This is a genomic window from Agromyces capsici, assembly GCF_058349965.1.
This window is the reverse complement of record NZ_JBYRET010000002.1, coordinates 358028-380376: the sequence shown is the minus strand read 5'-3', so window position 1 is coordinate 380376 and position 22349 is coordinate 358028. Positions and strand designations below refer to the sequence as shown.

Genomic DNA, 22349 nt, shown 5'->3' with positions numbered 1-22349 from the left:
CGCGTTTCGAGAATGCCGCGGCGCGGATCGCTTCGTCCGACCTCAGGCCCGTGCCGAGTGCACCGCCGTGTGACGCGGATGGACCCCGCTAGGACCCGTAGGCCCGCGCCAGTCGGTCCAATCGTTCCGCGCGCCGCCGACGCGGCAGGTCTCGTCGATCACGACGTTCAGCTTCCTGAGCCGGTCCGGCGTGCTCTCCCTCGCACGCTGTTTCAACGACGCGGCGCGAGCCGCGTCCGGTACGAAGAAGGCGCGGACGGCGCAAGGGGTTGAGTTCGGCCTACGACCCATGGGTATGTTCGGGCCATGTCATCGCCGACGGAGCAGCTGGCGCCCGCACTCGCGATCGACGCCCGGCTCACCGAGATCGAGCGCCGCGTGAACCTGCTCGTCAACGTCACGCCACTCAACGCGGCGGAGGCGTGGGCGGACTTCGAACGCGGTGACTTCGGCACGACTCCCACATTGCGGTTGCGGCCGTTGGACTTCGACCCGGACCTGGCCCAGCGTGACCTGTACGACCTCGAGATCGAGAACGTGGACGACCCGGCGCTGCACACGCTCTTCCGGGCGAAGCGGGACGAGATCGCCCGGCAGATCACCGCGTTGGAGGACCGCGATACTTCACGGTTCCTGTACGGGTCACTCCAGCTCTACGGAACGGTGGCCGCTCCGCTGGCGGCGGCCGCGGAGGAGCTGCTCGAGACGATCCCTTGGCAGGCGCCCAGCACTCAGACCGTCACGGCCGGGGCGTTCGCCGACGCGGCCCGTGCGGAGTTCGAGCGCTACCGCGCCGTGTACCCGGACTTCCCGGTCCGCGTCGAGGTACGGGACGACATCTCCGAGCTGATGGTCTCCTTCGGCCGCCTGCTCATCCCGGAGTCTGCCGCCTTCCGTGCCGACCGGGTCGAGCCGTTGCTGCACCACGAGGTCGGCACCCACGTGGTCACGTACCAGAACGGCGCCCGGCAACCACTGACGTTGCTGACCATCGGCCTGCCCGGCTACGACGAGACCCAGGAGGGCCTCGCCGTGCTCGCCGAGTACCTGACGGGCGGGTTGGACCCGCGGCGGTTGCGCGTGCTCGCGGCGCGAGTGGTCGCGGTCGGCAAGATGCTCGACGGCGCCGGCTTCCGGGACATCTTCGAGTCGCTGCGGGCCGACCACCGCATACCGGCACGGACTGCGTGGTCGATCGCCATCCGGGTCGTCGTCGGGGGCGGTTCGGTGAAGGACGCGATCTACTTGCGTGGAATCACGCGGATCCTCGACGCCCTCGCCGAGGGCAGCCGCCTCGACGTCCTGCTCGTCGGCAAGCTGGCGTTGGACCACATCCCCCTGGTGCAGGACCTGCTCGACCGCGAGGTGCTCCATCCGCCATGGGTTCGGCCACGCTGGCTGGACGTGCCCGGCGCACAGGAGCGCCTGGCGCGGCTGCGCGAGGGCGCGACGGTCACCGATCTCTACGAGGGAGGAGTGGCGGCATAAGGCTCGCATTCCTGGTCAACGACGTCGAGACCGAGATCGACGAATACGCGACCACCCGACTCGCCAGGGCCGCGGCCAGGCGCGGGCACCAGACCTGGTATGTCGGCGTCGGGGACCTCGAGTTCGGCAGCAGCGACGGCCTGTTCGCGGCCAGGGCTCGCGCCGCGAGGTGGAAGAGCGACGACACCCTCGCGAGCTTCATGGAGCGCATCAAGGCGCGCGACGCCGAACGGATCGTCATGGACGACCTCGATGCGCTCGTCCTGCGCAACGAGTCGATCGACGACCTGCAGGAGCGCCCGTGGGCCAGCCCGATGGGCATCGTCTTCGGACGCATGCTCGCGGACCGAGGCGTGACGGTGGTCAACGACCCGAACACCCTTCATCGGGCGACCAGCAAGCTCTACCTCGAGGAGTTCCCCGAGAAGGTCCGACCTCGGTCGCTGGTGACACGGCATCCGGAGGCGATCGAGCGGTTCGTCGATGAGGTCGGCCACTGCGTCCTCAAGCCGCTGTACGGGGCCAAGGGCCGCAACGTCTTCATGATCGAGGGCCCGGAAGAGACCAACCTCGCCCAGATGACTGAGGCGGTCCTGCAGGACGGCTACGCGATCATCCAGGAGTTCATCGACGGAGCCAGGGACGGCGACGCCCGGATCTTCCTGCTGGAGGGGCGCCTCCTCGAGCGCGACGGCAGAGTGGCCGCCTTCCGACGCGTGCCCACCGGCAACGACCCGCGCGCCAACATCAGCGCCGGCGGTCGGTCCGTGCCCCTCGAGGTCGGTGAGGCCGAGCTCGGCATCATCGAGGCGATCGGCGACAAGCTCGTCGCCGACGGCATGTTCCTCGTGGGCATCGACGTGATCGGCAGCAAGGTGGTGGAGATCAACGCGGAGAGCCCCGGCGGGTTCCAGAGCGTCGAGCGGCTCTACGACATCGACATCGCCGAGACCGTCATCGAAGCCCTCGAGCGCCGCGCGAACCCGGGATCCTGAGCCGTCCCGACCGCCGGCCCAGAAACACCGTTCATCGGGCAGACCCATTCCCGGTGTTGAGGAAATGGGTGAGTTGATCGCGGGTGGCGTCGAGGCGGCGGGCCTTGGTATCCATCTCGTCCCGTATCTCGGCGACCCGCTGCATCAGTGCGCCGCATTCGTCAGCGATGGGGCCTGCTTCTCCGGTGCAGGGAAGCACGCGGGCGACGAGTTCGGAGGGGAAGCCGAGGTCGAACAGGGTGCGGATCGTGGTGACCGTCTGGATGGCGGAATCGTCGAACTCGCGGTACCCGTTCGCCTGTCGCTGGGACGTCAGGAGGCCGGTCTGTTCGTAGTAGCGGATGGCGCGCGCACTCGCACCGGTCTGGTTGCTCAACTCGCCGATCCTCATGGTGTCCTCGATCTCGGGTTGACCTTGACGTTGGCGTGAGAGTTTACCGTCGATCCTGCGCGGGCACGGTGCCCGCGTAGATGGGATGGAAATGAGGATCTTCCTCACGGGTGGTACAGGCTATGTGGGCTCGGTACTCCTTGAGCGGCTTCTCGCCGAAGGGCACGCGGTCGAAGCGCTGTCCAGGACAGCGGCCGGTGCGGAGCAGCTTGCTCACGCCGGCGCGACCGCTGTGACCGGTTCGCTGACGGACACCGATGGGCTGCGAGCAGCGGCGGAGAGGGTGGATGCCGTGGTGCATGCGGCGTTCGACGGCACAACGTCCGACCAGGCCGCGGAGGCGGAGCTCGCTGGATGGACGTTCGATTGGGCACCGTCCCGCGGTTCGCTCCTCGACGACGTTCGACACGGCAGCTACCGGCGGGATGCCGTGTCGCTTGAGGGGGTCGGCGCATGATGACCAAGCCGGAACCGTTCCACCCTGACTTGCGCGCGGCACGTTGGATTCCTCGCGGCGGTGTCTCTCGTCGCACTCTGCGCCTGTTCCGCAGGCCGCCGCGCGCCATGACCCCACCGCCGGATGTCGACGTCTCGACAGTGCTCGTGCAGACAGCGGCGGGCGAACTTCCATACCGCGTCTACAGGCCGGACGCTGCACCCGGATCGGCGCCTGCCTTCTTCTGGATTCACGGCGGTGGGCTCGTGATGGGTACTCCGCAACAGGACGACGCGTTCAGCGCCGGCCTTGCCAGCCGTCTCGGCATCGTCGTCATCGCCGCCTCCTACCGGCTCGCGCCAGAGCATCCCGCCCCCGCCGCACTCGACGACCTCTACAGCGGCTGGCACGAGATTCACAGGCGAGCCGGCGAGTTCGGCATCGATGCGCACCGGGTCGCCATCGGTGGCGCAAGCGCCGGAGGCGGTCTGGCCGCAGCGCTCACCCAGCGACTCCACGACGCTCACGCACCCGAACCCGTGTTCCAGGTGCTCGAATATCCGATGCTCGACGACCGGACGGCGCTGCGCACCGACATCGACACCCGGCACCTGCGCATCTGGCCCCCTTCCAGCAACCGTTTCGGCTGGGAGTCCTATCTCCGCGCACCCGCGGGCAGTGCCACCGTCGCGCCCTACTTGGTTCCCGCACGCCGCACCGACCTCACCGGGCTGCCACCGGCGTGGATCGGAGTCGGAACCCTCGACCTGTTCCACGACGAAGACCTCGCCTATGCCGCCCGCCTCCGCGACGCGGGCGTGGCCGTCGACGTCCTCGAAGTGCCCGGCGCGTTCCACGCCTTCGACGCCATCTTCCGCCGCGCCGGAATCACCCGGCAATTCCACCAGGCGATCGCAGATGCGCTTCGCCCCGCACTCTGGCCGCACGGGCGGCCGGCCCGAGTGCGGTCAGCGCATGCCCCGACGTGGGACGGGTGAACTCGACGCCCGCATCGCGAAAGGATGGACGACGACAGCAGTGTTCCGTGCCCTGAAACGGGCCGTAGCAAGCGAGATCTTCCATGCACTCGCCGGGCACTGCGCTGTTCCCGACTACAGCGACCTCCGCCCCGCGCGCCGATCCAGACGCAGGCGCCTGCTGCGGTACCGGCGACACCACACGGGCGGGCGCGGACTCCGTGGTGACTTTCTTAGTCAAGTGTCGAAACTGCGGCGGTTCATCCCAGTCGCGTGACAACTAACCTGGCAGGGGCAGACTAATGCTCATCACTGTGCTGTGGCGACTGGCGGGCGATCGGAAGGTCGACATGGATTGTGGGCTTGGCTCTTACGCTGGCAACCTCGAGCACCGGGACGTTAGACGAACTACAGCGGGAGAGTTGAGCGCACGATCCGCGCATATTGGAAGCCCTACGACCGTTCCTCACTGGTGACGGCGGTCTGCGAGGCAACAGAGTCCGGCGGCGAGATCAATGCGGTCGGGCGGGGCTGGGCGTACGAAGATCTCGCTGTCTCCTGGGACAACGTCATCTCGCTGGTATCCCGCCGGCAGCGGCCGCGGTCTGTCCCGTCTTCGCGTATCCCTCGTGGCCCGGTGCCTGGCTGAGTGGGCTCCGTCGCACTTCAGACTTTGTGGAAGGGCTGTTTGTTGAGTCCAGATCAGAGAATTGAACATAGGTAGACTTCCATCGATCCCGGCGGAGAAGAATCTGCGGATCGTGCTCTCGGTGCTCGCCGGCAACTGTCGATCGCTGAGGCGGCGCACCGGGAGAAGGATTCCGAGCAGTCGATGAGGGTCGTCCGCCTCACTTTTCCAATCGTCTTGCGTTTCATTCGCGAGCGTCGTCGACAACTGCGGACTCAACTGCCGACACCGGATCTTCAATTGAAACTGAAATGTCATTCCCCGGTATGGCCGCTGCTGTAAGCGCACGCTGATCGCCGTTCTGGCGTTCCGCCCCTGCGACGCGCCGTGGTGCTCGACTTAGCCGCATCGAGTTCAGCCTGGCTTACGGACGCGCTCCGCCGCGCGCGCTCCAGCGGTCGATATCGCGCGTCCATGCGGGATCCTGCGCCATCGTCGGTCTCCGTCCACGCTATGGCGGAGCGTATTCGGCAGGTGGCCCCCTGCGGGCGGTTCTTCTCCGAGCAGGTTCCTGTTAGCGAGCATCCACGGTCGGCCGACTGAAACCGGAACCGACTCTGGGTCAGTCCGTCAAAGAGCGGACTGCGCGCGAACCAGATTGCGAGTAGACCCGGGGTAGCGACTGCCGTGAAGAGTGGCGATCTAGCCTGGACACTGGGGACGTAGTGGCTAACGGGTCAGCGCCCGGCTTGAGAATGCCTGGCCGTAGCGTTGCCAGCGTCCATCGCTGCTTCCATCACTGCTCAGGGGAAGCAGGTATGAGCCATGGACATCCATCACCAACCAGAGCTGCACGCGCAGGTGGCGATTGATGACGAGGGCAAGGTCCGTCATGTCCTTCACATCGATGAGCACTGGCACCCGACCGAGGGAAGTCCACGTAACGCGGCCATCGAATACCTCCGCGCACGGATAGGCGGCCTGGAGACGGCCGACGCCTCGCTGGACCACCTAGAAGAACCGGTGTCGTACACCGAACCGCATGAGGAGGGAAGCTCCTACCGGTTGGTCGAGGAGAAGCGGCAGTTCGACAGCTCCACCATCGCGTTCGCACAGACGCACCTGGGCGTGCCGGTCTGGCGGACCGGCATCACCGTCACCGTGAAAGGCGACCGCCCTGCCCAAGTGGTCGAGAGCACGAGCACGAGCATCGCCGATATCAGCGCGGAGCTGCCCTCGGCAGAGGCGGTCGACCGCCACCGTGAGCTGTCCGAGGTGGCTCAGCGGCGCAGCGATGATGCCGATGCCGAGGCGGCGCCGACTTCGTCCGACGACCTGGTCCGTGCCGCGCTCGGGCTCACGGATGAGCAGGCGGGAGAGGACGACAGTTCGACCCCAGATGCGTCTCGCCTCCGGGTGAATCAGAGCCGGTTCTACGTCTACCGGTATGACCCGGCGGCGCGGCAGCCGAAGGCCCCTTCGGACTACGAGGGCACGCAGGTCGACCTCGAGACCGACGACGTCGAACTCACCATCCCATTGCCGCCGGTGCCGGACACGATCCAACCCGGAGGCGACTACCTCGTCAGCGAGGTCGTGTTCACGCTCCCCTACGGCGGCCTCGACATGCTGAACTGGCGCGCGCTCATCGAGGTGGAGACGAACACGGTGCTCTGGCTCCGGGCCCTGATTGCCGGGATCAATGGGCTGGTGTTCACCCTCGATCCCATTACGTCGACCGGCGACCTCACGAACACTGCCGATCAGCCGAATGGCACGTTGGATGCGCTCCGCGACGACGTGCCCCTCGATCACCTTGGTGGGCCAGTTGCGGGGGTTCAGTCACTCGTGGGTGCCCACGTGATGGTGTCAGACGACGACGCGCCAGCGATCGCTCCGCCGACCGAGGCGACGGGCACTGATTTCGACTACCACGCCCGGACCGACGATTTCGCGGCGGTGAGCGCTTACTATCACGCGAGCGGTTTCTTCGCGACGGTGGTGAGCCTTGGCTTCGACCGGAACAGCTATTTCAACGGGACGACGTTCCCCGTTCACGTTGATCACCGGGCCAGCGCCGGCGACCCCAACGGGATCGAGATCAACGCCTTCTGCGCCGGCGACGCGCAGGGAGACGGGATCGGACTTGTGGGCTATTGCCTTGCCAGCTTGGGTGACCTGGCGAACCCGCTAGGCCGGGCAGTCGACAAGTATGTCCACTGGCACGAGATCGGCGGCCACGGGATCCTCTGGGATCACGTCGACTCGCCCAACTTCGGCTTCTCCCACAGCGCGGGCGACGGGTTGGCGGGGGTGCAGAGCGACCCGGAATCGCTGCTGCGCGAGCTCGGCATGGTGGAGCGCTTCCGCTACAAACCGTTCCGCCCGATTCGATGGATGAACCGCGCCGTCGCTGACGACTGGGGCTGGGGTGGCCCGAACGACAACGGTGGCTACGACAGTGAGCAGATTCTCGCCACGTGCCACTTCCGGATCTACCGCTCCATCGGGGGCGACTCGGCCGACCTCGATCGGCGCCGTCTCGCCTCTCGGGTGGTCACCTATCTTGTCTTGCGTGCCGTCGGTGACCTCACGCCGATGACCAATCCCGCGTCGCCGGACGACTGGTGTGACCGGCTGATGGCGACGGACGCGTTCGACTGGACGACAGAGGGCCTGCACGGCGGCGCGTATCACAAGGTGATCCGGTGGTCGTTCGAGCAGCAGGGACTGTTCCGGCCCGTCGGCGCGTCGACAACCGACCCGGGCGCCCCGCCTGCCGTGGATGTCTATATCGACGACGGCCGCGCCGGCACGTACCTGCCACACCTGTCCGACGCCAAGTTCGCCGCGACCGCGGACATCTGGAACCGTCACTTCCCCGACAGCGGCACCAGCCACGAGGACCCGCTCGCCGGCTTCCCGTCCTATTGCTACGTCCGTGTCCACAACCGTGGCACTAGCACGGCAGTCGACCCCACTGTCAAGCTGTTCACCGCCCAAACGGCGGGCGGCCTCGAATGGCCGACCGACTGGATGCCCGCGACGACGGCTCAGCTGGCAGCCAGCGGACCGATCGCGTCGGGCGGCGACACCGTGATCGGGCCGTTCTCATGGTCGCCTGCGGCAGCCGGCCAGGTCTCGCTCCTGGCGAGTGCAGCGGCCACCGGCGACTCCAGCAACGCCGACACCATCACCGGGTCGATCGCGCACTGGCGCCTCGTCCCGAACGACAATAACATCGCGCAGCGGGACGTCACCGCGCTGCAGGCCGATGCCTGCGAGCATCTCGGCGCGCTCGCGGATTACGTCACCACGCTCAACCTCCAGCAGGGACTCGAGAACAGCCTCACCACCAAGCTCAGAGGTGCCGAACGCGATTGCAGGCGCGGCCACACCCAGGCTGCGTGCGGCAAGCTCGGTGCGTTCGACAACGAAGTCCGCGCAAAGACCGGCCAAGGCATCACCGCGGCCCAGGCCGCTGTGATGAACGCCCACAGCAACGCCATCCAAGGCGTGCTCGGCTGCAACTGAACACGGGCTCACCCAACGGGGACTTACGTGTCCGGCCGGCGCGTCGCCGAGGCAACCTAAGGGAGGCAACGTCGAAGGCGGCATCAGCCGATGTTCCGATCCTGCGCACATCGCCGCGAATGCACCTTCACGGTCGAACGGAGAATGATGGGCCGTCCTTCGCTCAACCTCGTGCCAGTCGTCCGCGCGGCGGTGACCGTCTTCGTCGCACTGGTGATCTTCATACTCATGCTCGCGGTCGAAGCGGGCGCGAGCGACCGAGAGTCGACCGGCGGAGCCTTCGCAGTCTGGGCAACGTCAGCGACGATCGGACTGCTGGCCTGGGCGTTCGTATTCATCGACGGCGTCGGCCGACTGAAGCGCCTTGACGTGCCTTGGCGACCCGGCGTGTGGTGGGTCATCGGTGCAGTGATCCTTCTCCTTTCACTCGCGGCCGCCGCGACGACCTTCCTGCTTCTCCTCACCGCAGAGATGGGCAGGAACGTCGGAAATCCGGCTGTGATCACGATCGTGCGCATTCTCACCGTCCTCGGCTGGATCGCCGCGGCACCCTGGCTGCTCTTGCTATGGATCACCGATGAGCGGGTGCGATCGCTGCGGTCCGACCTCCTCTCGAGCGAGGGCACGGACAGTGTTCTCGCGCCGATCCGCGAACTCGATGCCGTGTGGCAGGCGACAGAACGCGCGAGTCTCGCCCTCGGGCTGATCCTCTCGACACTGGTCATCAACACGGCCTTCATGCGAAACGTCTCGATCGAGGCGGGAGTTCCCCCGGAATCCTTCACCCAATGGGAGGTGGTCGGCTATGGGGTGTTCTTCATGGTCATCCTCGCCGCGATCTTGATCCCCGTGCTGGTCGGATGGCGTGACGCGGGATTCGAACTCGTGAGCCGCGCGGTACCGGACACCGCCTCAGGTATTCCTGATGAGCCGGGCGCGGCCGCACGAGAGCGGCTCATCGTGCGCGTCGGTATAGACCGCTCATACGTCAGACGCCCGATCGCCATTCTCGGGGTACTCTCCCCGTTGCTGACCTCATTCTTGACAGCCCTCGTTCCGACAGCGTCGTGAGGCGCCGCCGAGACGCCCCGAGGTCAATGCTGGTGCTGGCGCGCGACGCACGTGGTGGTCACCCAGCGCGAACTCGTCTCGAAGGTCCACCCGACACATCCGTCGCGCACGCTACGAAATGAAGTTCCCGCCGTTCGACATGGAGGACTACCTGCGGGGTTTCTAGTCGAACCAGGAACAATCCGTCCTGAATCATGTCCTCCCAGACTTCGCGACCGCGATCGTGCTGAGAACCCTGGAATTCCGGGCGAGAGTCCTCACCACCGATATCGAAAGCCGGGACTAGCGGGAATCAGACACGCGCATCCCAAACCGCGAAAACACGAAAACCCCCGGCTGACCGGGGGTTTCTCACTGCTGGGGTACCTGGACTCGAACCAAGAACAACTGAACCAGAATCAGCCGTGTTGCCAATTACACCATACCCCAATGGCCCTGAACCGAGGTTCCCGGGCCGACATGTAACTCTAGCCTACGGGCCGACGCTCGCCAAAACGGCGTGGGGGCCCGGGCGCGCCGTCGCCGGCGCGCCCGCAGGCGGTCACCCGAGGAGCCCCGCGAGGCGGTCGATGCGGTCGAGCGAGTCGACGCGGCCGAGGATCTGCATGGACTCGAACAGCGGCGGCGAGACGCGCCGCCCCGAGATCGCGACGCGCACCGGACCGAAGGCGACGCGCGGCTTGAGCCCGAGCCCGTCGACGATCGCGTCGCGCAGCGCCTCCTCGATCTCGGTGTGCGTCCACGACTCGCCGGGGATTCGCTCGAGCGCCTCGCGCGCCGCCGCGAGCACGGCGGGCGCGTCGGCGGGCAGGGATCCGACCGCGGCTTCGTCGAACTCGAGGCCCGCGGCATCCGTGAACAGGAAGCCCAGCATGCCGGGCGCCTCGCCGAGCAGGCCGATGCGCTCCTGTACGAGCGGTGCGGCCTCGGCGAGCACGGCCTCCTGCGCGGGCGAGATGGGCGTGTCTACGATACCGGCCGCCTGGAGGTACGGCACCGTGCGGTGCGCGAAGTCGGCGACGCCGAGCTGGCGCAGGTGGTCGCCGTTGATCGCTTCGGCCTTCTTGAGGTCGAAGCGGGCGGGGTTCGGGTTGACGTTCTCGACGTCGAACGCGGCGACGAACTCGTCGCGGCTGAAGACGTCGCGGTCGGCCGAGAAGCCCCAGCCGAGCAGCGCCAGGTAGTTCACGAGGCCCTCGGGGATGAACCCGCGGTCGCGGTGGTGGAACAGGTTCGACTCGGGGTCGCGCTTGGAGAGCTTCTTGTTGCCCTCGCCCATGACGTACGGCAGGTGCCCGAAGCGCGGCACGAACGTGGTGAGCCCGATGTCGATGAGCGCGTGGTAGAGCGCGATCTGGCGGGGCGTCGAGCTCAGCAGGTCTTCGCCGCGGAGCACATGCGTGATGCCCATGAGCGCGTCGTCGACCGGGTTCACGAGCGTATAGAGCGGGGCACCGTTCGGCCGCACGACGACGAAGTCGGTCGTCGAGCCCGCCGGGAAGTCGATGCGGCCGCGCACGAGGTCGTCGAAGCCGAAGTCGACGTCGTCGGGCACGCGCAGGCGCAGCGCCGGCTGGCGGCCCTCGGCCCGGAACGCCGCCCGCTGCTCGTCGGTGAGGTCGCGGTCGAAGTTGTCGTAGCCGAACTGCTTCGGACGGCCCGCCGCCTCGTTGCGCGCGTCGATCTCCTCGGCGGTCGAGAAGCTCTCGTACACGTGACCGGAGGCCTTCAGGCGCTCGACGACGGTGGTGTAGATCTCGCCGCGGAGCGACTGGCGGTACGGAGTGTGCGGCCCGCCGACGTCGATGCCCTCGTCCCAGTCGAGGCCGAGCCAGGTGAGCGCGTCGATGATCAGCTCGTAGCTCTCCTCGCTGTCGCGAGCCGCGTCGGTATCCTCGATGCGGAAGACGAACGTGCCGCCGGTGTGGCGTGCGTACGCCCAGTTGAACAGGGCGGTGCGCACGAGGCCGACGTGCGGGGTGCCGGTGGGCGACGGGCAGAAGCGCACGCGGACGTCGCTGCCGGTGGCGGTGGTCGTGGGGTGGGTCGTGTCAGGCATCGCTGTCAATGTTAAGGCCCGTCGATCGGGGCCGCCGATCGCGCTTCGCGCCGGGCGACCAGGCGTGCGAGCAGGTCGGCAGCGACGGCCACGGCCGGAACGCCGGTGCCGCCCCTCGCCGTGACGAGGTGCAGGGTGCGACGGTCGGCGTTCGCGGTCGCCCGCACGGCCACTCCGGGCCGCGCCCCGGCGGACTGCACCGCGAGCGACGGGAGCACCGCGACGCCGAGTCCACTCGCGACGAGCTCCTCGACGGCGACGAAGTTGTCGGTCTCGACGGCGATCCGCGGCGTGAAGCCGGCGACGTCGCAGAGCTCGAGCAGGTGCCCGCGGCAGCGCGGGCACCCCGCGATCCACCGCTCCCCCGCCAGGTCGGCGAGGTCGACCGTCTCGCGTGAGGCGAGCGGATGGCGCGCCGGCAGCACCACGTGCATCGCATCGGTGCCGATCGTGGTGACCTCGAGGCCCCGTGCACTCTCGCGGTGTGGATCGCCGCGGTCGCCCGGGTAGCTGAAGGTCAGGGCGAGGTCGGCGCGATCCTCGCGGACTGCGGCCACCGCCTCGGGCGGCTCGGCCTCGATGAAGCTCACGTGCACTCCCGGATGCCGCGCCGACATCTCCGCCATGAGCTCGGGCACGATCGTCGGCGACGCCGACGGGAACGCCATGAGCCGCACGCGCCCGGAGCGGAGCCCACGCAGCGCGGCGAGCTCGCCGCGCGCGGCTTCGAGCATCGTGGCGATCGCGGTGCCGTGGCGCGCGAGCATGCGGCCCGCCGCGGTGAGCCGGATGCCGCGCCCGGTCCGCTCCACGAGGGCCATGCCGGCGCGCGCCTCGGCACGCCGTACCTGCTGGCTGAGCGCCGGTTGGCTGAAGCCGAGCGCGGCGGCCGCCGCCGTGATCGTGCCGTGGTCGGAGACCGCCCGCAGCACGAGCAGGCTGGTCGCATCGAGGTCGGCGACGCCGGGCGGGTCGAGGTCGGTCATGCTCGAATGATAAGCCCTGCTTATGCTCGCGATCCAACACTGGTTCTCGACGAATTGGATCAGGCAGCGCAGGCTGTCGGCATGCACACCGAGAGCCTCGCCGCCCCGACGGCCGCGCCGACCGCGCTGCCCGACGCCCGCTTCCCCGCCGGCCGCGGGTACCTCGCGGCCTGCACCCTCGGCATCCCCGCCACGTCGACCATCACCGCGCTCGAACGAGACCTCGGGCGATGGCGCGACGGGCGCGCCTCCGCGGCCGACTACACCGCGGTCGTCGAGCGCGCTCGCGGGCACGCCGCGACGCTGCTCGGTGCCAGCCCGGAACGGATCGCCGTGGGCTCGCAGGTCTCGCCGTTCGTCGCGCTCGCCGCGGCATCCGCCCCCGCCGGGGCCGAGGTCGTCTGCGTCGAGGGCGACTTCAGCTCGGTCATCGCCCCGTTCCTCGCCCGCGGCGACCTGCACGTGCGCCACGCGCCGCTCGATCGGCTCGCCGACGCGATCAGCCCGCGCACCTGGCTCGTGGCGTTCTCGCTCGTGCAGTCCGCGACGGGCGAGGTCGCCGACGCGGCATCCGTCACCACCGCCGCCCGCGCGGCCGGCGCGCTCGTGCTCGTCGACACGACGCAGGCGACCGGATGGCTGCCCACCGACGACCTCGACGCCGACCTGGTCGTCTGCCACGCCTACAAGTGGCTGTCGGCGCCGCGCGGCGCGGCGTTCATGGCCGTGAGCGACCGCGCGCTCGAGGAGCTCGTGCCGCTCATGGCCGGGTGGTACTCGGGCGAGGATCCGTGGGCCTCGTGCTACGGGCCCGACCTGCACCTCGCGGCGGGCGCACGGCGCTTCGACGTCTCCCCCGCGTGGCACGCCTGGGCGGGCGCCGAAGCCGCCCTCGAACTCGCCGCCGGCCTCGACCTCGACGCGGTGCACCGCCACGACCTCGCACTCGCCGACGCGTTCCGCACACGTCTCGGCCTGGCACCCGCACCGAGCGCGATCGTGAGCTGGCCGGATCCCGAGGGAGCCGATCTCGCGGCCCTCACCGCGGCCGGCCTCACGGCGTCGGGTCGAGCCGGCCGCGCCCGCGTGGCGTTCCACCTCTGGAACGACGAGGACGACGTGGAACTCGCCGCGCGCGCGCTCGGTCGCTGACGTCTGACGAGCGAGCCGATCGTCCACCCACCGGTTGACCGTACGGTCAGTCGGGAATACCGTCGAATCGACCCCCGATCGGGAGCCATCCGTCACAGGAGGGGAGAGAGTCGATGAAGAAGTGGACACGCTGGGAGGACTGGGTCGCCATCGCGGTCGGCGTCGTCGCCGCCGGGTCGACGTTCTTCATGGAGCAGTCCGGCGCTTCGATGGTCTGGATGCTCGTGCTCGGTGTCGCACTGATCGCCTCCGGTCTCGTGAACCTCGCGATGCCCGGACTGGTCGCGACCGAATACGTGCAGCTCGGCCTCGGCGCGCTGTTGTTCATCGCTCCGTGGATCGGCGGCTACGCGAGCGCCACCGAGTTCGGGCCCGCCTGGATCTCCTGGATCTGCGGAGCGGTCGCGGTGATCGTCGCGGCCCTCGCCATCCGGCCGGCCATGCAGACGCACGACCGGGCCATCCCGCACTGACGTGCGGCTTCAGACGGGGGCGACGGATGCGACCGGCGCCCCCGCTCCTCGCCCGGAGACGCGGAAGACGCGGGACACGGCCATGACACGAGACACCCAGACCCGCACGCTCATCCTCGATGCCGCGGAGCGCCTCTTCGCCGAACGCGGCTACGACGCGACGCCCACGGCCGCGATCGCCCGCGCCGCCGGGGTGCCGAAGGGGCTCCTCTTCTACTACTTCCCCACGAAGGCCGACCTGCTCCGCGCCCTCATCGGCGAGCGGCTCGACCTCGACCCCGTCGACACGACGGCGCTCGTCGCAGTCGGCGACCCCGCGCGCACGCTGCTCAACGTCACGCGCCGGCTCCACGAGCTGCAGGACGAGTCGCAGGTGCGTCGCGTGATCGTCTGGCGCGAGCAGCGCACGCACCCCGAGGTGCGCGAGCGGCTCCGCGACTACCGTCGGCAGCTGCAGGGCCTCGTCGAGCACGTGCTCGGCGCGAGCATCCTGCACCCGATCGCCGCGCGCCGGGTCCGCACCGCTGCCGCGGCCTGGGTCGCGATCATCACCACCCCGTCGCCGTTCGACGCCGGCGCACCCGAACCGCTTGATGAGGGCACCCAGTCGGATGCCGCCTCGTGCCCGGCAGGCGGCAACGCCGACCTGCCCGAGCTCGCCGAGCTCATCTGCGCTGGGCTGAACGCCCCCGCCGGGTGACCGCTCAGGCCGCCACCCGCACCGGGTTCGCGAGCGTGCCGAGCCCCGAGACCGTCACCTCGACGCGGTCGCCGTCGACGATCGGGCCGACGCCCGCGGGCGTGCCCGTGAGGATCACGTCGCCGGGCAGCAGGGTGAACACGTTCGAGGCGTACGCCACGATCGCGGGCACCGAGTGCACCATGTCGGCGAAGCGACCGTGCTGGCGCCGCTCGCCGTTGACGCTCGTCTCGATGACGCCGCGCTCGAGGTCGAGCTCGGTCGCGATCACGGGGCCGAGCGGGCAGAACGTGTCGAATCCCTTCGCACGCGTCCACTGGCCGTCGCGCCGCTGCAGGTCGCGGGCGGTCACGTCGTTCGCGATCGTGTAGCCGAAGATCACGGATGCCGCGTCGGCCTCGCTCACTCGGCGGGCCACCCGGCCGATCACGACCGCGAGCTCGCCCTCGTGCTCGACCTGCGCGCTCTCGGGCGGCAGCACGATCGCGTCGCCCGGGCCGATCACCGACGTGTTGGGCTTGAGGAACAGCAGCGGCTCGGCCGGGGCCTCGCCGCCCATCTCCTCCGCGTGCTCGCGGTAGTTCTTGCCGACCGCGACGACCTTCGACCGCGGGATGACGGGCGCGAGCAGCCGCGCCTCGCCGAGGGTCACTCGCTCCCCCGTCGTGTCGAAGCCCGCGAACAGCGGGTCGGACTTCAGGACGACGAGCTCGTGCTCCTCCTCGTCGACGATCCCGAACGAGATGGACTCACCGTGGGCGAAGCGCGCGACCTTCATGCCGCCCAGCCTACGGGGAGGCCGGGCGGCATGGCGGGCGTGGGTCAGGCGTCGAGCCGCACCATCCAGCCGTGCCGGTCCTCGACGCGGCCGTACTGGATGCCCGTGAGCTCCTCGCGCAGCGACAGTGCGAGCTCCTCGGCCTGCGGACCGTGGTGCACGATCTCGAAGTCCTCGGCGAGCAGGCGGCCGATCGGCACGACGACGGCCGCCGTGCCGCAGGCGAACGCGCCGACGATCTCGCCGGATGCCGCGCCCTCGCGCCACTCGGCGAGCGTCACGCGGCGCTGCTCGACCTGGTGGCCCCGGTCGGCTGCGAGGCGCAGGATCGAGTCGCGCGTGATGCCCTCGAGGATCGAGTCGGACTCGGGCGTGACGAGCGTGCCGTCCTTGCGGACGAGCACGACGTTCATGCCGCCGAGCTCCTCGAGGTACTCGCCCTCGTCGAGGAACAGCACCTGCTGGCAGCCCTTCTCGTAGGCCTCGGCCTGCGGCAGCAGGCTCGACGCGTAGTTGCCGCCGGTCTTCGCGGCACCCGTGCCGCCCTTGCCGGCGCGCGCGTAGTGCGTGGACAGCCAGATGTTCACGGGCTGCACGCCGCCGGGGAAGTACGCGGCGGCCGGGCTCGCGATGAGGTAGTACGCGACCTTCTTCGCCGGGCGCACGCCGAGGAACGCCTCCTTGGCGAACATGAACGGGCGCAGGTACAGGCTCGTCTCGGGCGCGCTCGGCACCCAGTCGGCGTCGACCGCGATCAGCTGCTTCAGCGAATCGATGAAGTACTCGACGGGCAGCTCGGGCAGCGCCATCCGCCGCGCCGAACGCTGCATGCGCGCCGCGTTCTCGTACGGGCGGAACGTGCGGATCGAGCCGTCGGCGTGCCGGTACGCCTTCAGCCCCTCGAAGATCTCCTGCGCGTAGTGCAGCACCGCGGCGGCCGGGTCGAGCTGGATCGGCCCGTAGGGCGAGACGCGGGGCCGGTGCCATCCGCCCTTCTCGGACCAGCAGATGTCGGCCATGTGGTCGGTGAAGTGGTTGCCGAAGCCCGGGTCGGCGAGGATCGCCTCGCGCTCGGCGTCGGACTTGGCGGCCTCGTTGCCGGTGACCTGCCAGACGAGACCGGCGGGCGAGGGCGTCTTGAGGGTGAGGTTCGAGGTGGTCAAGGTGTTCCTCCTTCGGGAGCGAGTTCAGTGGGCGCCGACGGTGGCGCCGATGCGGGCGGCGATCGCGTCGCCGATCTCGGAGGTCGAGCGCCGGATGTCGCCGCGTTCGGCGACGTCGGCGGCGACCGCCTGTCGGACCCGCTCGGCGGGCCCGCCGTGACCGAGGTGGTCGAGCAGCAGGGCGACCGAGAGGATCGCGGCGGTCGGGTCGGCGATGCCCTTCCCGGCGATGTCGGGCGCGGAACCGTGCACCGGCTCGAACATGCTCGGGAACCGGCCGTCGGGGTTGATGTTGCCCGAGGCCGCGAGGCCGATGCCGCCGCTGATCGCGCCGGCCAGGTCCGTGAGGATGTCGCCGAAGAGGTTGTCCGTGACGATGACGTCGAATCTAGCAGGATCCGTGACGAGGAAGATGGTCGCGGCATCGACGTGCAGGTAGTCGACCGCGACCTCCGGGAACTCGGCGGCGATCGCGTCGACCTGGCGCTTCCAGAGCGAGCCCGCGAAGACGAGCACGTTGGTCTTGTGCACCAGCGTGAGCTTCTTCTTCGGCCGTGCGGATGCCGCGGCGAACGCGTAGCGCACGACCCGCTCGACGCCGTACGCCGTGTTCACCGAGACCTCGTTCGCGACCTCGGCGGGCGTGCCGACGCGGATGGCGCCGCCGTTGCCGACGTACGGCCCCTCGGTGCCCTCGCGGACGACGACGAAGTCGACCTCGCCCGGGTCGGCGAGCGGGCTCGCGACGCCCGGGTAGAGCACGCTCGGCCGCAGGTTGACGTAGTGGTCGAGTTCGAACCGCAGCTTCAGCAGCAGCCCGCGCTCGATGTTCGCGCCCGCGAGGCGCGGGTCGCCGGGCACGCCGCCGACCGCGCCGAGCAGGATCGCGTCGTGGCCCTTGATCGCCTCGAGGTCGTCGTCGGTCAGCACGTCGCCGGTCTCGAGGTAGCGGGCGGCGCCGAGCGAGAAGTGCGAGCGCTCGAACGCGACGTCGGTTCCTGCGGTCGCGGCCTCGAGCGCCTTGAGCGCCTCGCCCACCACCTCGGGTCCGATACCGTCCCCGGGAATGACCGCGAGCCTGACCGTCTGTACCATGAACACTCCTTCGTCCGCCAGCCCTCCCAGCGTACTGTCCACCGAAGGGGCCGCTCACTACACTCGGCCGCAGGGGGCGGGACACCCCGGCCCCCGCACTGCGGCGCTCCCCTGCCGCCCGAGTGAAAGGCACTACCTGATGAGTCTCGGTCTCGGAATCGTCCTCTTCGCCATCGGCGCCGTGCTCGCGTTCGCGCTCAACGTGGCGGTGGACTGGATCAACCTGCAGATGGTCGGCTACATCCTGATGGCCGCCGGTGCCGTGGTGATCATCCTCGGCATCATCCTGCTCGCGCGCCGCCGGAGCGCGGTCTCGACCTCGCGCACGATGGTCGACCCGGCCACGGGCGACCGCGTCACGCGCAACGAGACGTCGCGCCCCGACGACTCGACCACGCTCTGAACGGGGGGCCCGCGCCGACCCGCCCCGAAGGGCGCCGCCTCACTCCGAGGCGGCGCCCTTCGGCTCGTTCAGGGTGATCGCCGCGACGACGCCCGCGGCGAGCATCAGCGCGACGCCGATGAGCGCGGTGACCACGACGCCGCCGTCGAACGCGTGCGCGGCGGAGGCCAGGAGCTGTTCGGCGGCGGCCGGCGGGAGCACCTCGGCCACCGTCACGGCGCCCGCGAGCGTCTCGCGCGCGGCATCCGCCTGCTCGGCCGTGAGCGACGCCGGCAGCTCGATCGCCGTCCGGTACCAGGCGGCGAGGATGCTGCCGAGCAGCGCCGTGCCCAGCACGGCGCCGAGTTCGTAGGCCGTCTCGGAGACCGCCGACGCCGCACCGGCCTTGGCCGGGGGCGCGCTCGAGAGGATGAGCTCGTTCGACACCGTCTCGGCGACGCCGATACCGAGGCCGAGCAGCACGAACGCGACCACGAGGCCGGCGATGCCGGCGTCGGTGAACAGCGCCACGACGAGGTAGCCCGCGGCCGAGATCGCGAGGGCGGATGGCACGAGCACGCGCGGGCGGATTCGGCGTGCGAGCGGCACGACCGCGAGTCCGGCGGCGATCATCGTGATGAGCCCGGGGGTGAGTGCGAGCCCCGCCTCGACCGGGGAGAGCCCGGCGATCAGCTGCAGGTGCTGCGAGACGAAGAAGAGGAACCCGACGAGCGCGGTGACGCTGAGCAGGTTCACCAGCACGCCGCCGCCGAACGAGCCGGTGCGGAACAGGCGCATGTCGAGCATGGGCGTCTCTGCGCGCAGCTGCCGGCGCACGAACCACGCGCCGAGCGCGGGGCCGACGAGGATGGCGACGAGGCCGACGGTGTCGACGCCCTCGGTCGCGAGGTGCTTGATGCCGTAGACCGTGCCGCCCATCGCGCCGAGCGAGAGCAGGATGCTCACGACGTCGATGCGGCCGGGCGCGTGGTCGCGGCTCTCGGGGACGAGCAGCGGAAGCAGGATCACGAGCGGCACCAGCACGGGCACCGCGAGCAGGAACACCGAGCCCCACGCGAAGTACTCGAGCAGCACGCCGCCGACGATCGGCCCCAGGGCGGCGCCCGCCGCGAAGCCCGACGCCCAGATGGCGATCGCGACGCGGCGCTGCTCGCGGTCGACGAAGACCGAGCGCAGCAGCGAGAGCGTCGACGGCATGAGCATGGCGCCGAAGAAGCCGAGCGCGGCGCGCGCGAGGATCAGGGCCTCGGCGCTCGTGGCGAACGCCGCGGCGATCGAGACGAGTGCGAACCCGATCGAACCGATGAGCAGCATGCGCCGCCGGCCGAAGCGGTCGCCCGCGGCGCCCATCGAGACGAGCAACGCTGCGAGCACGAGCGGGTAGGCGTCGATGATCCACAGCTGCTGCGCGGCGGTGGGGCCTAGGTCGCGCGCAATCTCGGGCAGCGCGAAGCTCAGCACGGTGTTGTCGACCGAGACGAGCAGCACCGGCAGCATGAGCACCGCGAGCGCGACCCACTGCCTGCGCGGCGCGCGACCCCGGCCGGGGTCGGCATGGGTCGGGGCGGATGCCGGGGCATCCGTTCGCATCGGCAGCGTGGCGGTGGTCGTGGTTTCGTGGTTCATCTCGGGTTCCTATTACTGTACCGTCTGGACGGTAGAGTATCAGATGCCCGCGACCGCCGCCTCGCTACGATCGGACCCATGAGCCGCCCACCCGCCGCCCGCGACGCCGTGCTCGACGCGTTCGAGCGCATCCTCATCGACGCCGGCGAGCGCGCGGCGACGCTCGACGCGACCGCGAAGGCGGCGGGCGTCTCCAAGGGCGGCCTGCTGTACCACTTCGCCAATCGTGAGGCGCTCGTCGACGGCGTGCTCGAGCGGTTCGCGGCGCTCGTCGACGAGGACATCGCCGTGCTGGAGCGCGCGCCCGAGGGCGCCGTCGCGTACTACGTGCGGTCGTCGGTGGCCGTCGGTTCACCGCTGGATCGCGCGGCCGTGGCGGCGACCCGCCTCGCGCAGGCCGGCCACGACGCCGCCGCGCGCACCATCCGCTCCGTCCGCCAGCGATGGCTCGCGGCCGTGCGGCGGCACGTGCCCGATCCGACGGTCGCACTGGCGATCACGCTCATCGGCGACGGGCTGTACTACGACTCCGCCCTGCACGGGCAGGACCCCGAGCTCGGGGTCGACGCACCGCCGCCCGCCGAGCTCGACGCGCTCGTCGCGTTGCTCGAACGGCTCGCCGCGGGGTGAGCCGCGGCATCCGCTCGACTACGACTCGGTGATGTCGACCTCGACGAAGACGTCGGCGTCGATGGCCTCGCGCACGCGGTCGAGCACCTCGGTCGGAACCGGCGAGTCGACCGTGAGCACCGAGAGCGCCTGGCCGCCCGCCTCGCGGCGCGCGATCTGCATGCCCGCGATGTTGATGCCGGCCTGGCCGAACTCGCCGCCGTACACCGCGACGATGCCGGGACGGTCGGTGTAGATCATCACGATGTGGTGATCGGCGATCGGCACCTCGATCTCGTACCCGTTGATGCCGACGAGCTTCTCGATCTGCTTCGGGCCGGTGAGCGTGCCCGAGACCGACACCTGCGTGCCGTCGGCGAGCGCGCCGCGCAGCGTGATCACGTTGCGGTACTCGGGGCTGTCGGCGTCGGAGATCAGGCGCACGGCGACGCCGCGCTGCTCGGCGAGCAGCGGCGCGTTGACGTACGAGACGGTCTCGCTGACGACGTTCGTGAAGACGCCCTTGAGCGCGGCGAGCTTCAGCACGCTCACGTCGTAGTCGACGAGCTCGCCGTGCACCTCGACGTCGAGGCTCTCGAGCGGGCCCTGCGCGAGCCCGGCGAAGAGCTGCCCGAGCTTCTCGACGAGCGGGATGCCGGGACGCACGTACTGGTCGATGACGCCGCCGGCGACGTTCACGGCGTCGGGCACGAGCTCGCCCGCGAGCGCGAGGCGCACCGACTTGGCGACCGAGATGCCCGCCTTCTCCTGGGCCTCGTCGGTCGACGCGCCGAGGTGCGGGGTGACCACGACGTTCGGCAGCGCGAGCAGCGGCGACTCCTTCGGCGGCTCCTGCACGAACACGTCGAGGCCGGCGCCCGCGATGGTCTTCGCGACGAGCGCGTCGTGAAGCGCGTCCTCGTCGATGAGGCCGCCGCGCGCGACGTTCACGACGTAGGCGGTCGGCTTCATCTTCGCGAGCTGCTCGGCGCCGATCATGCCGGTGGTTTCGGGCGTCTTCGGCATGTGGATGGTGATGAAGTCGCTCTGCTCGAGCAGTTCGTCGAGCGTGACGGTCTGCACGCCGAGCTGCTGGGCGCGCGCGGCCGTGATGTACGGGTCATAGGCGATGACCTCGACGCCGAACGCCTGGAGCCGGGCGGCGATGAGCGCGCCGATGCGGCCGAGGCCGATGATGCCGACGGTCTTCTCGTAGAGCTCTGTGCCGGTGTACGCCGAGCGCTTCCACTCCCCCTGCGCGAGCGCGGAGTGCGCGGCCGGGATGTGGCGGGCGAGGCTCAGGATGTGGCCGACCGTGAGCTCGGCCGCCGAGATGATGTTCGACGTCGGCGCGTTCACCACCATGACGCCCGCGGTGGTCGCGGTCTTGATGTCGACGTTGTCGAGGCCGACGCCCGCTCGCGCGATGACCTTGAGGTTCGGCGCGGCGGCGATCGCCTCGGCGTCGACCTTGGTCGCCGACCGGACGAGGATCGCGTTCGCGTCGGCGAGCGCCGAGAGCAGCGCCGGGCGGTCGGTCCCGTCGACGTTGCGGACCTCGAAGTCGGGGCCGAGCGCATCGACGGTGGCGGGCGAGAGTTCTTCGGCGATCAGCACGACCGGCTTGGTCACGGACGGTTCCTCACTGCGGTTGGGAGATGCGGTGCGACTGCACCGCGGAACGTCGCGCCGACGTCGTCGGGGGCGCGGATGACGCGGCCAGCCTACTTCAGGGCGCGGTCGCCGCCCGAATCGTGTGACGTGCGCAGGCGCGCAGGCGCACCC

19 protein-coding genes and 1 tRNA gene are annotated in these 22349 nt (G+C 69.7%); 11 read left to right on the top strand and 9 right to left on the bottom strand.

Translation table 11 applies throughout. The features are described 5' to 3' along the window. The first annotated feature begins 306 nt into the window (after positions 1-306). On the top strand, positions 307-1488 hold the full coding sequence (locus AC3RKB_RS15580) for a peptidase MATCAP family protein (protein WP_491437165.1): 1182 nt from the start codon (positions 307-309) through the stop codon (positions 1486-1488). After that, positions 1380-2483: an ATP-grasp domain-containing protein gene (locus AC3RKB_RS15575; RefSeq protein WP_491437164.1), complete on the top strand. Its 1104-nt coding sequence runs from the start codon at positions 1380-1382 to the stop codon at positions 2481-2483. Before AC3RKB_RS15580 ends, AC3RKB_RS15575 begins: the two co-directional genes overlap by 109 nt. Positions 2484-2514: 31 nt before the next feature. Here the strand turns inward: AC3RKB_RS15575 and AC3RKB_RS15570 are convergent, their stop codons facing one another. Then, positions 2515-2874, bottom strand: coding sequence for a MerR family transcriptional regulator (locus tag AC3RKB_RS15570; RefSeq protein ID WP_491437163.1), 360 nt, complete (start codon positions 2872-2874; stop codon positions 2515-2517). Between the two features lie 91 nt (positions 2875-2965). On the opposite strand from AC3RKB_RS15570, the gene AC3RKB_RS15565 reads away from it, so the two are divergent. The 4 genes from AC3RKB_RS15565 (at position 2966) to AC3RKB_RS15550 (ending at position 9520) form a co-directional block, all read left to right on the top strand. Beyond that, positions 2966-3331, top strand: a complete 366-nt coding sequence (locus AC3RKB_RS15565) for an NAD(P)H-binding protein (RefSeq protein ID WP_491437162.1) — start codon at positions 2966-2968, stop codon at positions 3329-3331. Next, a complete protein-coding gene (locus AC3RKB_RS15560; protein WP_491437161.1) occupies positions 3328-4308 on the top strand; it encodes an alpha/beta hydrolase in 981 nt (326 codons plus the stop codon). The genes AC3RKB_RS15565 and AC3RKB_RS15560 overlap by 4 nt, the downstream gene beginning before the upstream one ends. Before the next feature lie 1432 nt (positions 4309-5740). Next, positions 5741-8449 (top strand): FIMAH domain-containing protein, encoded by a 2709-nt coding sequence (locus AC3RKB_RS15555; RefSeq protein ID WP_491437160.1) that lies wholly within the window; start codon positions 5741-5743, stop codon positions 8447-8449. 90 nt (positions 8450-8539) lie between these two features. Further along, entirely contained in the window at positions 8540-9520 is a 981-nt protein-coding gene (locus AC3RKB_RS15550; RefSeq protein WP_491437159.1) for a hypothetical protein, read from the top strand. A gap of 357 nt (positions 9521-9877) precedes the next feature. Here AC3RKB_RS15550 and AC3RKB_RS15545 read toward each other — a convergent pair. The 3 genes from AC3RKB_RS15545 to AC3RKB_RS15535 form a co-directional block, all read right to left on the bottom strand. Then, a tRNA-Gln gene (locus AC3RKB_RS15545) sits at positions 9878-9949 on the bottom strand. 112 nt (positions 9950-10061) lie between these two features. Then, entirely contained in the window at positions 10062-11579 is a 1518-nt protein-coding gene (gene gltX, locus AC3RKB_RS15540) for a glutamate--tRNA ligase (protein ID WP_491437158.1), read from the bottom strand. A gap of 11 nt (positions 11580-11590) precedes the next feature. Further along, positions 11591-12565: a LysR family transcriptional regulator gene (locus AC3RKB_RS15535; protein WP_491437157.1), complete on the bottom strand. Its 975-nt coding sequence runs from the start codon at positions 12563-12565 to the stop codon at positions 11591-11593. A gap of 81 nt (positions 12566-12646) precedes the next feature. On the opposite strand from AC3RKB_RS15535, the gene AC3RKB_RS15530 reads away from it, so the two are divergent. From AC3RKB_RS15530 to AC3RKB_RS15520, 3 genes are all read left to right on the top strand, one after another. Beyond that, positions 12647-13717, top strand: a complete 1071-nt coding sequence (locus tag AC3RKB_RS15530) for an aminotransferase class V-fold PLP-dependent enzyme (protein ID WP_491437156.1) — start codon at positions 12647-12649, stop codon at positions 13715-13717. Positions 13718-13830: 113 nt separating this feature from the next. Beyond that, entirely contained in the window at positions 13831-14190 is a 360-nt protein-coding gene (locus tag AC3RKB_RS15525) for an SPW repeat domain-containing protein (RefSeq protein WP_491437155.1), read from the top strand. Positions 14191-14272: 82 nt separating this feature from the next. After that, positions 14273-14890 (top strand): TetR/AcrR family transcriptional regulator, encoded by a 618-nt coding sequence (locus AC3RKB_RS15520; protein ID WP_491437154.1) that lies wholly within the window; start codon positions 14273-14275, stop codon positions 14888-14890. 4 nt (positions 14891-14894) lie between these two features. On the opposite strand, the gene AC3RKB_RS15515 is transcribed toward AC3RKB_RS15520, so the two are convergent. The 3 genes from AC3RKB_RS15515 to AC3RKB_RS15505 are packed head-to-tail and all read right to left on the bottom strand — an operon-like array spanning position 14895 to position 17926. Continuing rightward, positions 14895-15668: a fumarylacetoacetate hydrolase family protein gene (locus tag AC3RKB_RS15515; RefSeq protein ID WP_491437153.1), complete on the bottom strand. Its 774-nt coding sequence runs from the start codon at positions 15666-15668 to the stop codon at positions 14895-14897. A 44-nt stretch (positions 15669-15712) separates the two neighbouring features. Further along, positions 15713-16831: a branched-chain amino acid aminotransferase gene (locus AC3RKB_RS15510; RefSeq protein WP_491437152.1), complete on the bottom strand. Its 1119-nt coding sequence runs from the start codon at positions 16829-16831 to the stop codon at positions 15713-15715. 24 nt (positions 16832-16855) lie between these two features. Then, a complete protein-coding gene (locus AC3RKB_RS15505) occupies positions 16856-17926 on the bottom strand; it encodes a 3-isopropylmalate dehydrogenase (protein WP_491437151.1) in 1071 nt (356 codons plus the stop codon). Positions 17927-18065: 139 nt separating this feature from the next. Here AC3RKB_RS15505 and AC3RKB_RS15500 point away from each other — a divergent pair, with 139 nt between their 5' ends. Further along, positions 18066-18329 carry a DUF6458 family protein gene (locus tag AC3RKB_RS15500; protein ID WP_491437150.1) on the top strand — a complete coding sequence of 88 codons (264 nt, stop codon included), beginning with the start codon at positions 18066-18068 and terminating at the stop codon, positions 18327-18329. A 39-nt stretch (positions 18330-18368) separates the two neighbouring features. Here AC3RKB_RS15500 and AC3RKB_RS15495 read toward each other — a convergent pair whose 3' ends face one another. Further along, entirely contained in the window at positions 18369-19919 is a 1551-nt protein-coding gene (locus AC3RKB_RS15495) for an MFS transporter (RefSeq protein ID WP_491437861.1), read from the bottom strand. A gap of 114 nt (positions 19920-20033) precedes the next feature. Between AC3RKB_RS15495 and AC3RKB_RS15490 the strand changes: the two genes are divergently transcribed. Next, entirely contained in the window at positions 20034-20585 is a 552-nt protein-coding gene (locus AC3RKB_RS15490) for a TetR/AcrR family transcriptional regulator (RefSeq protein WP_491437149.1), read from the top strand. Between the two features lie 18 nt (positions 20586-20603). On the opposite strand, the gene serA is transcribed toward AC3RKB_RS15490, so the two are convergent. Next, complete coding sequence (gene serA / locus AC3RKB_RS15485) at positions 20604-22196, bottom strand: phosphoglycerate dehydrogenase (protein WP_491437148.1); 1593 nt, start codon at positions 22194-22196, stop codon at positions 20604-20606. Between the last annotated feature and the right edge of the window lie 153 nt (positions 22197-22349).

What these genes read in the sequence shown, in the direction of transcription:
- AC3RKB_RS15580 (WP_491437165.1), top strand. Translation starts at nt 307, where the DNA reads ATGTCATCGCCGACGGAGCAGCTGGCGCCCGCACTCGCGATCGACGCC.
- AC3RKB_RS15575 (WP_491437164.1), top strand. Translation starts at nt 1,380, where the DNA reads ATGGGTTCGGCCACGCTGGCTGGACGTGCCCGGCGCACAGGAGCGCCT.
- AC3RKB_RS15570 (WP_491437163.1), bottom strand. Translation starts at nt 2,874, where the DNA reads ATGAGGATCGGCGAGTTGAGCAACCAGACCGGTGCGAGTGCGCGCGCC.
- AC3RKB_RS15565 (WP_491437162.1), top strand. Translation starts at nt 2,966, where the DNA reads ATGAGGATCTTCCTCACGGGTGGTACAGGCTATGTGGGCTCGGTACTC.
- AC3RKB_RS15560 (WP_491437161.1), top strand. Translation starts at nt 3,328, where the DNA reads ATGATGACCAAGCCGGAACCGTTCCACCCTGACTTGCGCGCGGCACGT.
- AC3RKB_RS15555 (WP_491437160.1), top strand. Translation starts at nt 5,741, where the DNA reads ATGGACATCCATCACCAACCAGAGCTGCACGCGCAGGTGGCGATTGAT.
- AC3RKB_RS15550 (WP_491437159.1), top strand. Translation starts at nt 8,540, where the DNA reads ATGTTCCGATCCTGCGCACATCGCCGCGAATGCACCTTCACGGTCGAA.
- gltX (WP_491437158.1), bottom strand. Translation starts at nt 11,579, where the DNA reads ATGCCTGACACGACCCACCCCACGACCACCGCCACCGGCAGCGACGTC.
- AC3RKB_RS15535 (WP_491437157.1), bottom strand. Translation starts at nt 12,565, where the DNA reads ATGACCGACCTCGACCCGCCCGGCGTCGCCGACCTCGATGCGACCAGC.
- AC3RKB_RS15530 (WP_491437156.1), top strand. Translation starts at nt 12,647, where the DNA reads ATGCACACCGAGAGCCTCGCCGCCCCGACGGCCGCGCCGACCGCGCTG.
- AC3RKB_RS15525 (WP_491437155.1), top strand. Translation starts at nt 13,831, where the DNA reads ATGAAGAAGTGGACACGCTGGGAGGACTGGGTCGCCATCGCGGTCGGC.
- AC3RKB_RS15520 (WP_491437154.1), top strand. Translation starts at nt 14,273, where the DNA reads ATGACACGAGACACCCAGACCCGCACGCTCATCCTCGATGCCGCGGAG.
- AC3RKB_RS15515 (WP_491437153.1), bottom strand. Translation starts at nt 15,668, where the DNA reads ATGAAGGTCGCGCGCTTCGCCCACGGTGAGTCCATCTCGTTCGGGATC.
- AC3RKB_RS15505 (WP_491437151.1), bottom strand. Translation starts at nt 17,926, where the DNA reads ATGGTACAGACGGTCAGGCTCGCGGTCATTCCCGGGGACGGTATCGGA.
- AC3RKB_RS15500 (WP_491437150.1), top strand. Translation starts at nt 18,066, where the DNA reads ATGAGTCTCGGTCTCGGAATCGTCCTCTTCGCCATCGGCGCCGTGCTC.
- AC3RKB_RS15495 (WP_491437861.1), bottom strand. Translation starts at nt 19,919, where the DNA reads ATGCGAACGGATGCCCCGGCATCCGCCCCGACCCATGCCGACCCCGGC.
- AC3RKB_RS15490 (WP_491437149.1), top strand. Translation starts at nt 20,034, where the DNA reads ATGAGCCGCCCACCCGCCGCCCGCGACGCCGTGCTCGACGCGTTCGAG.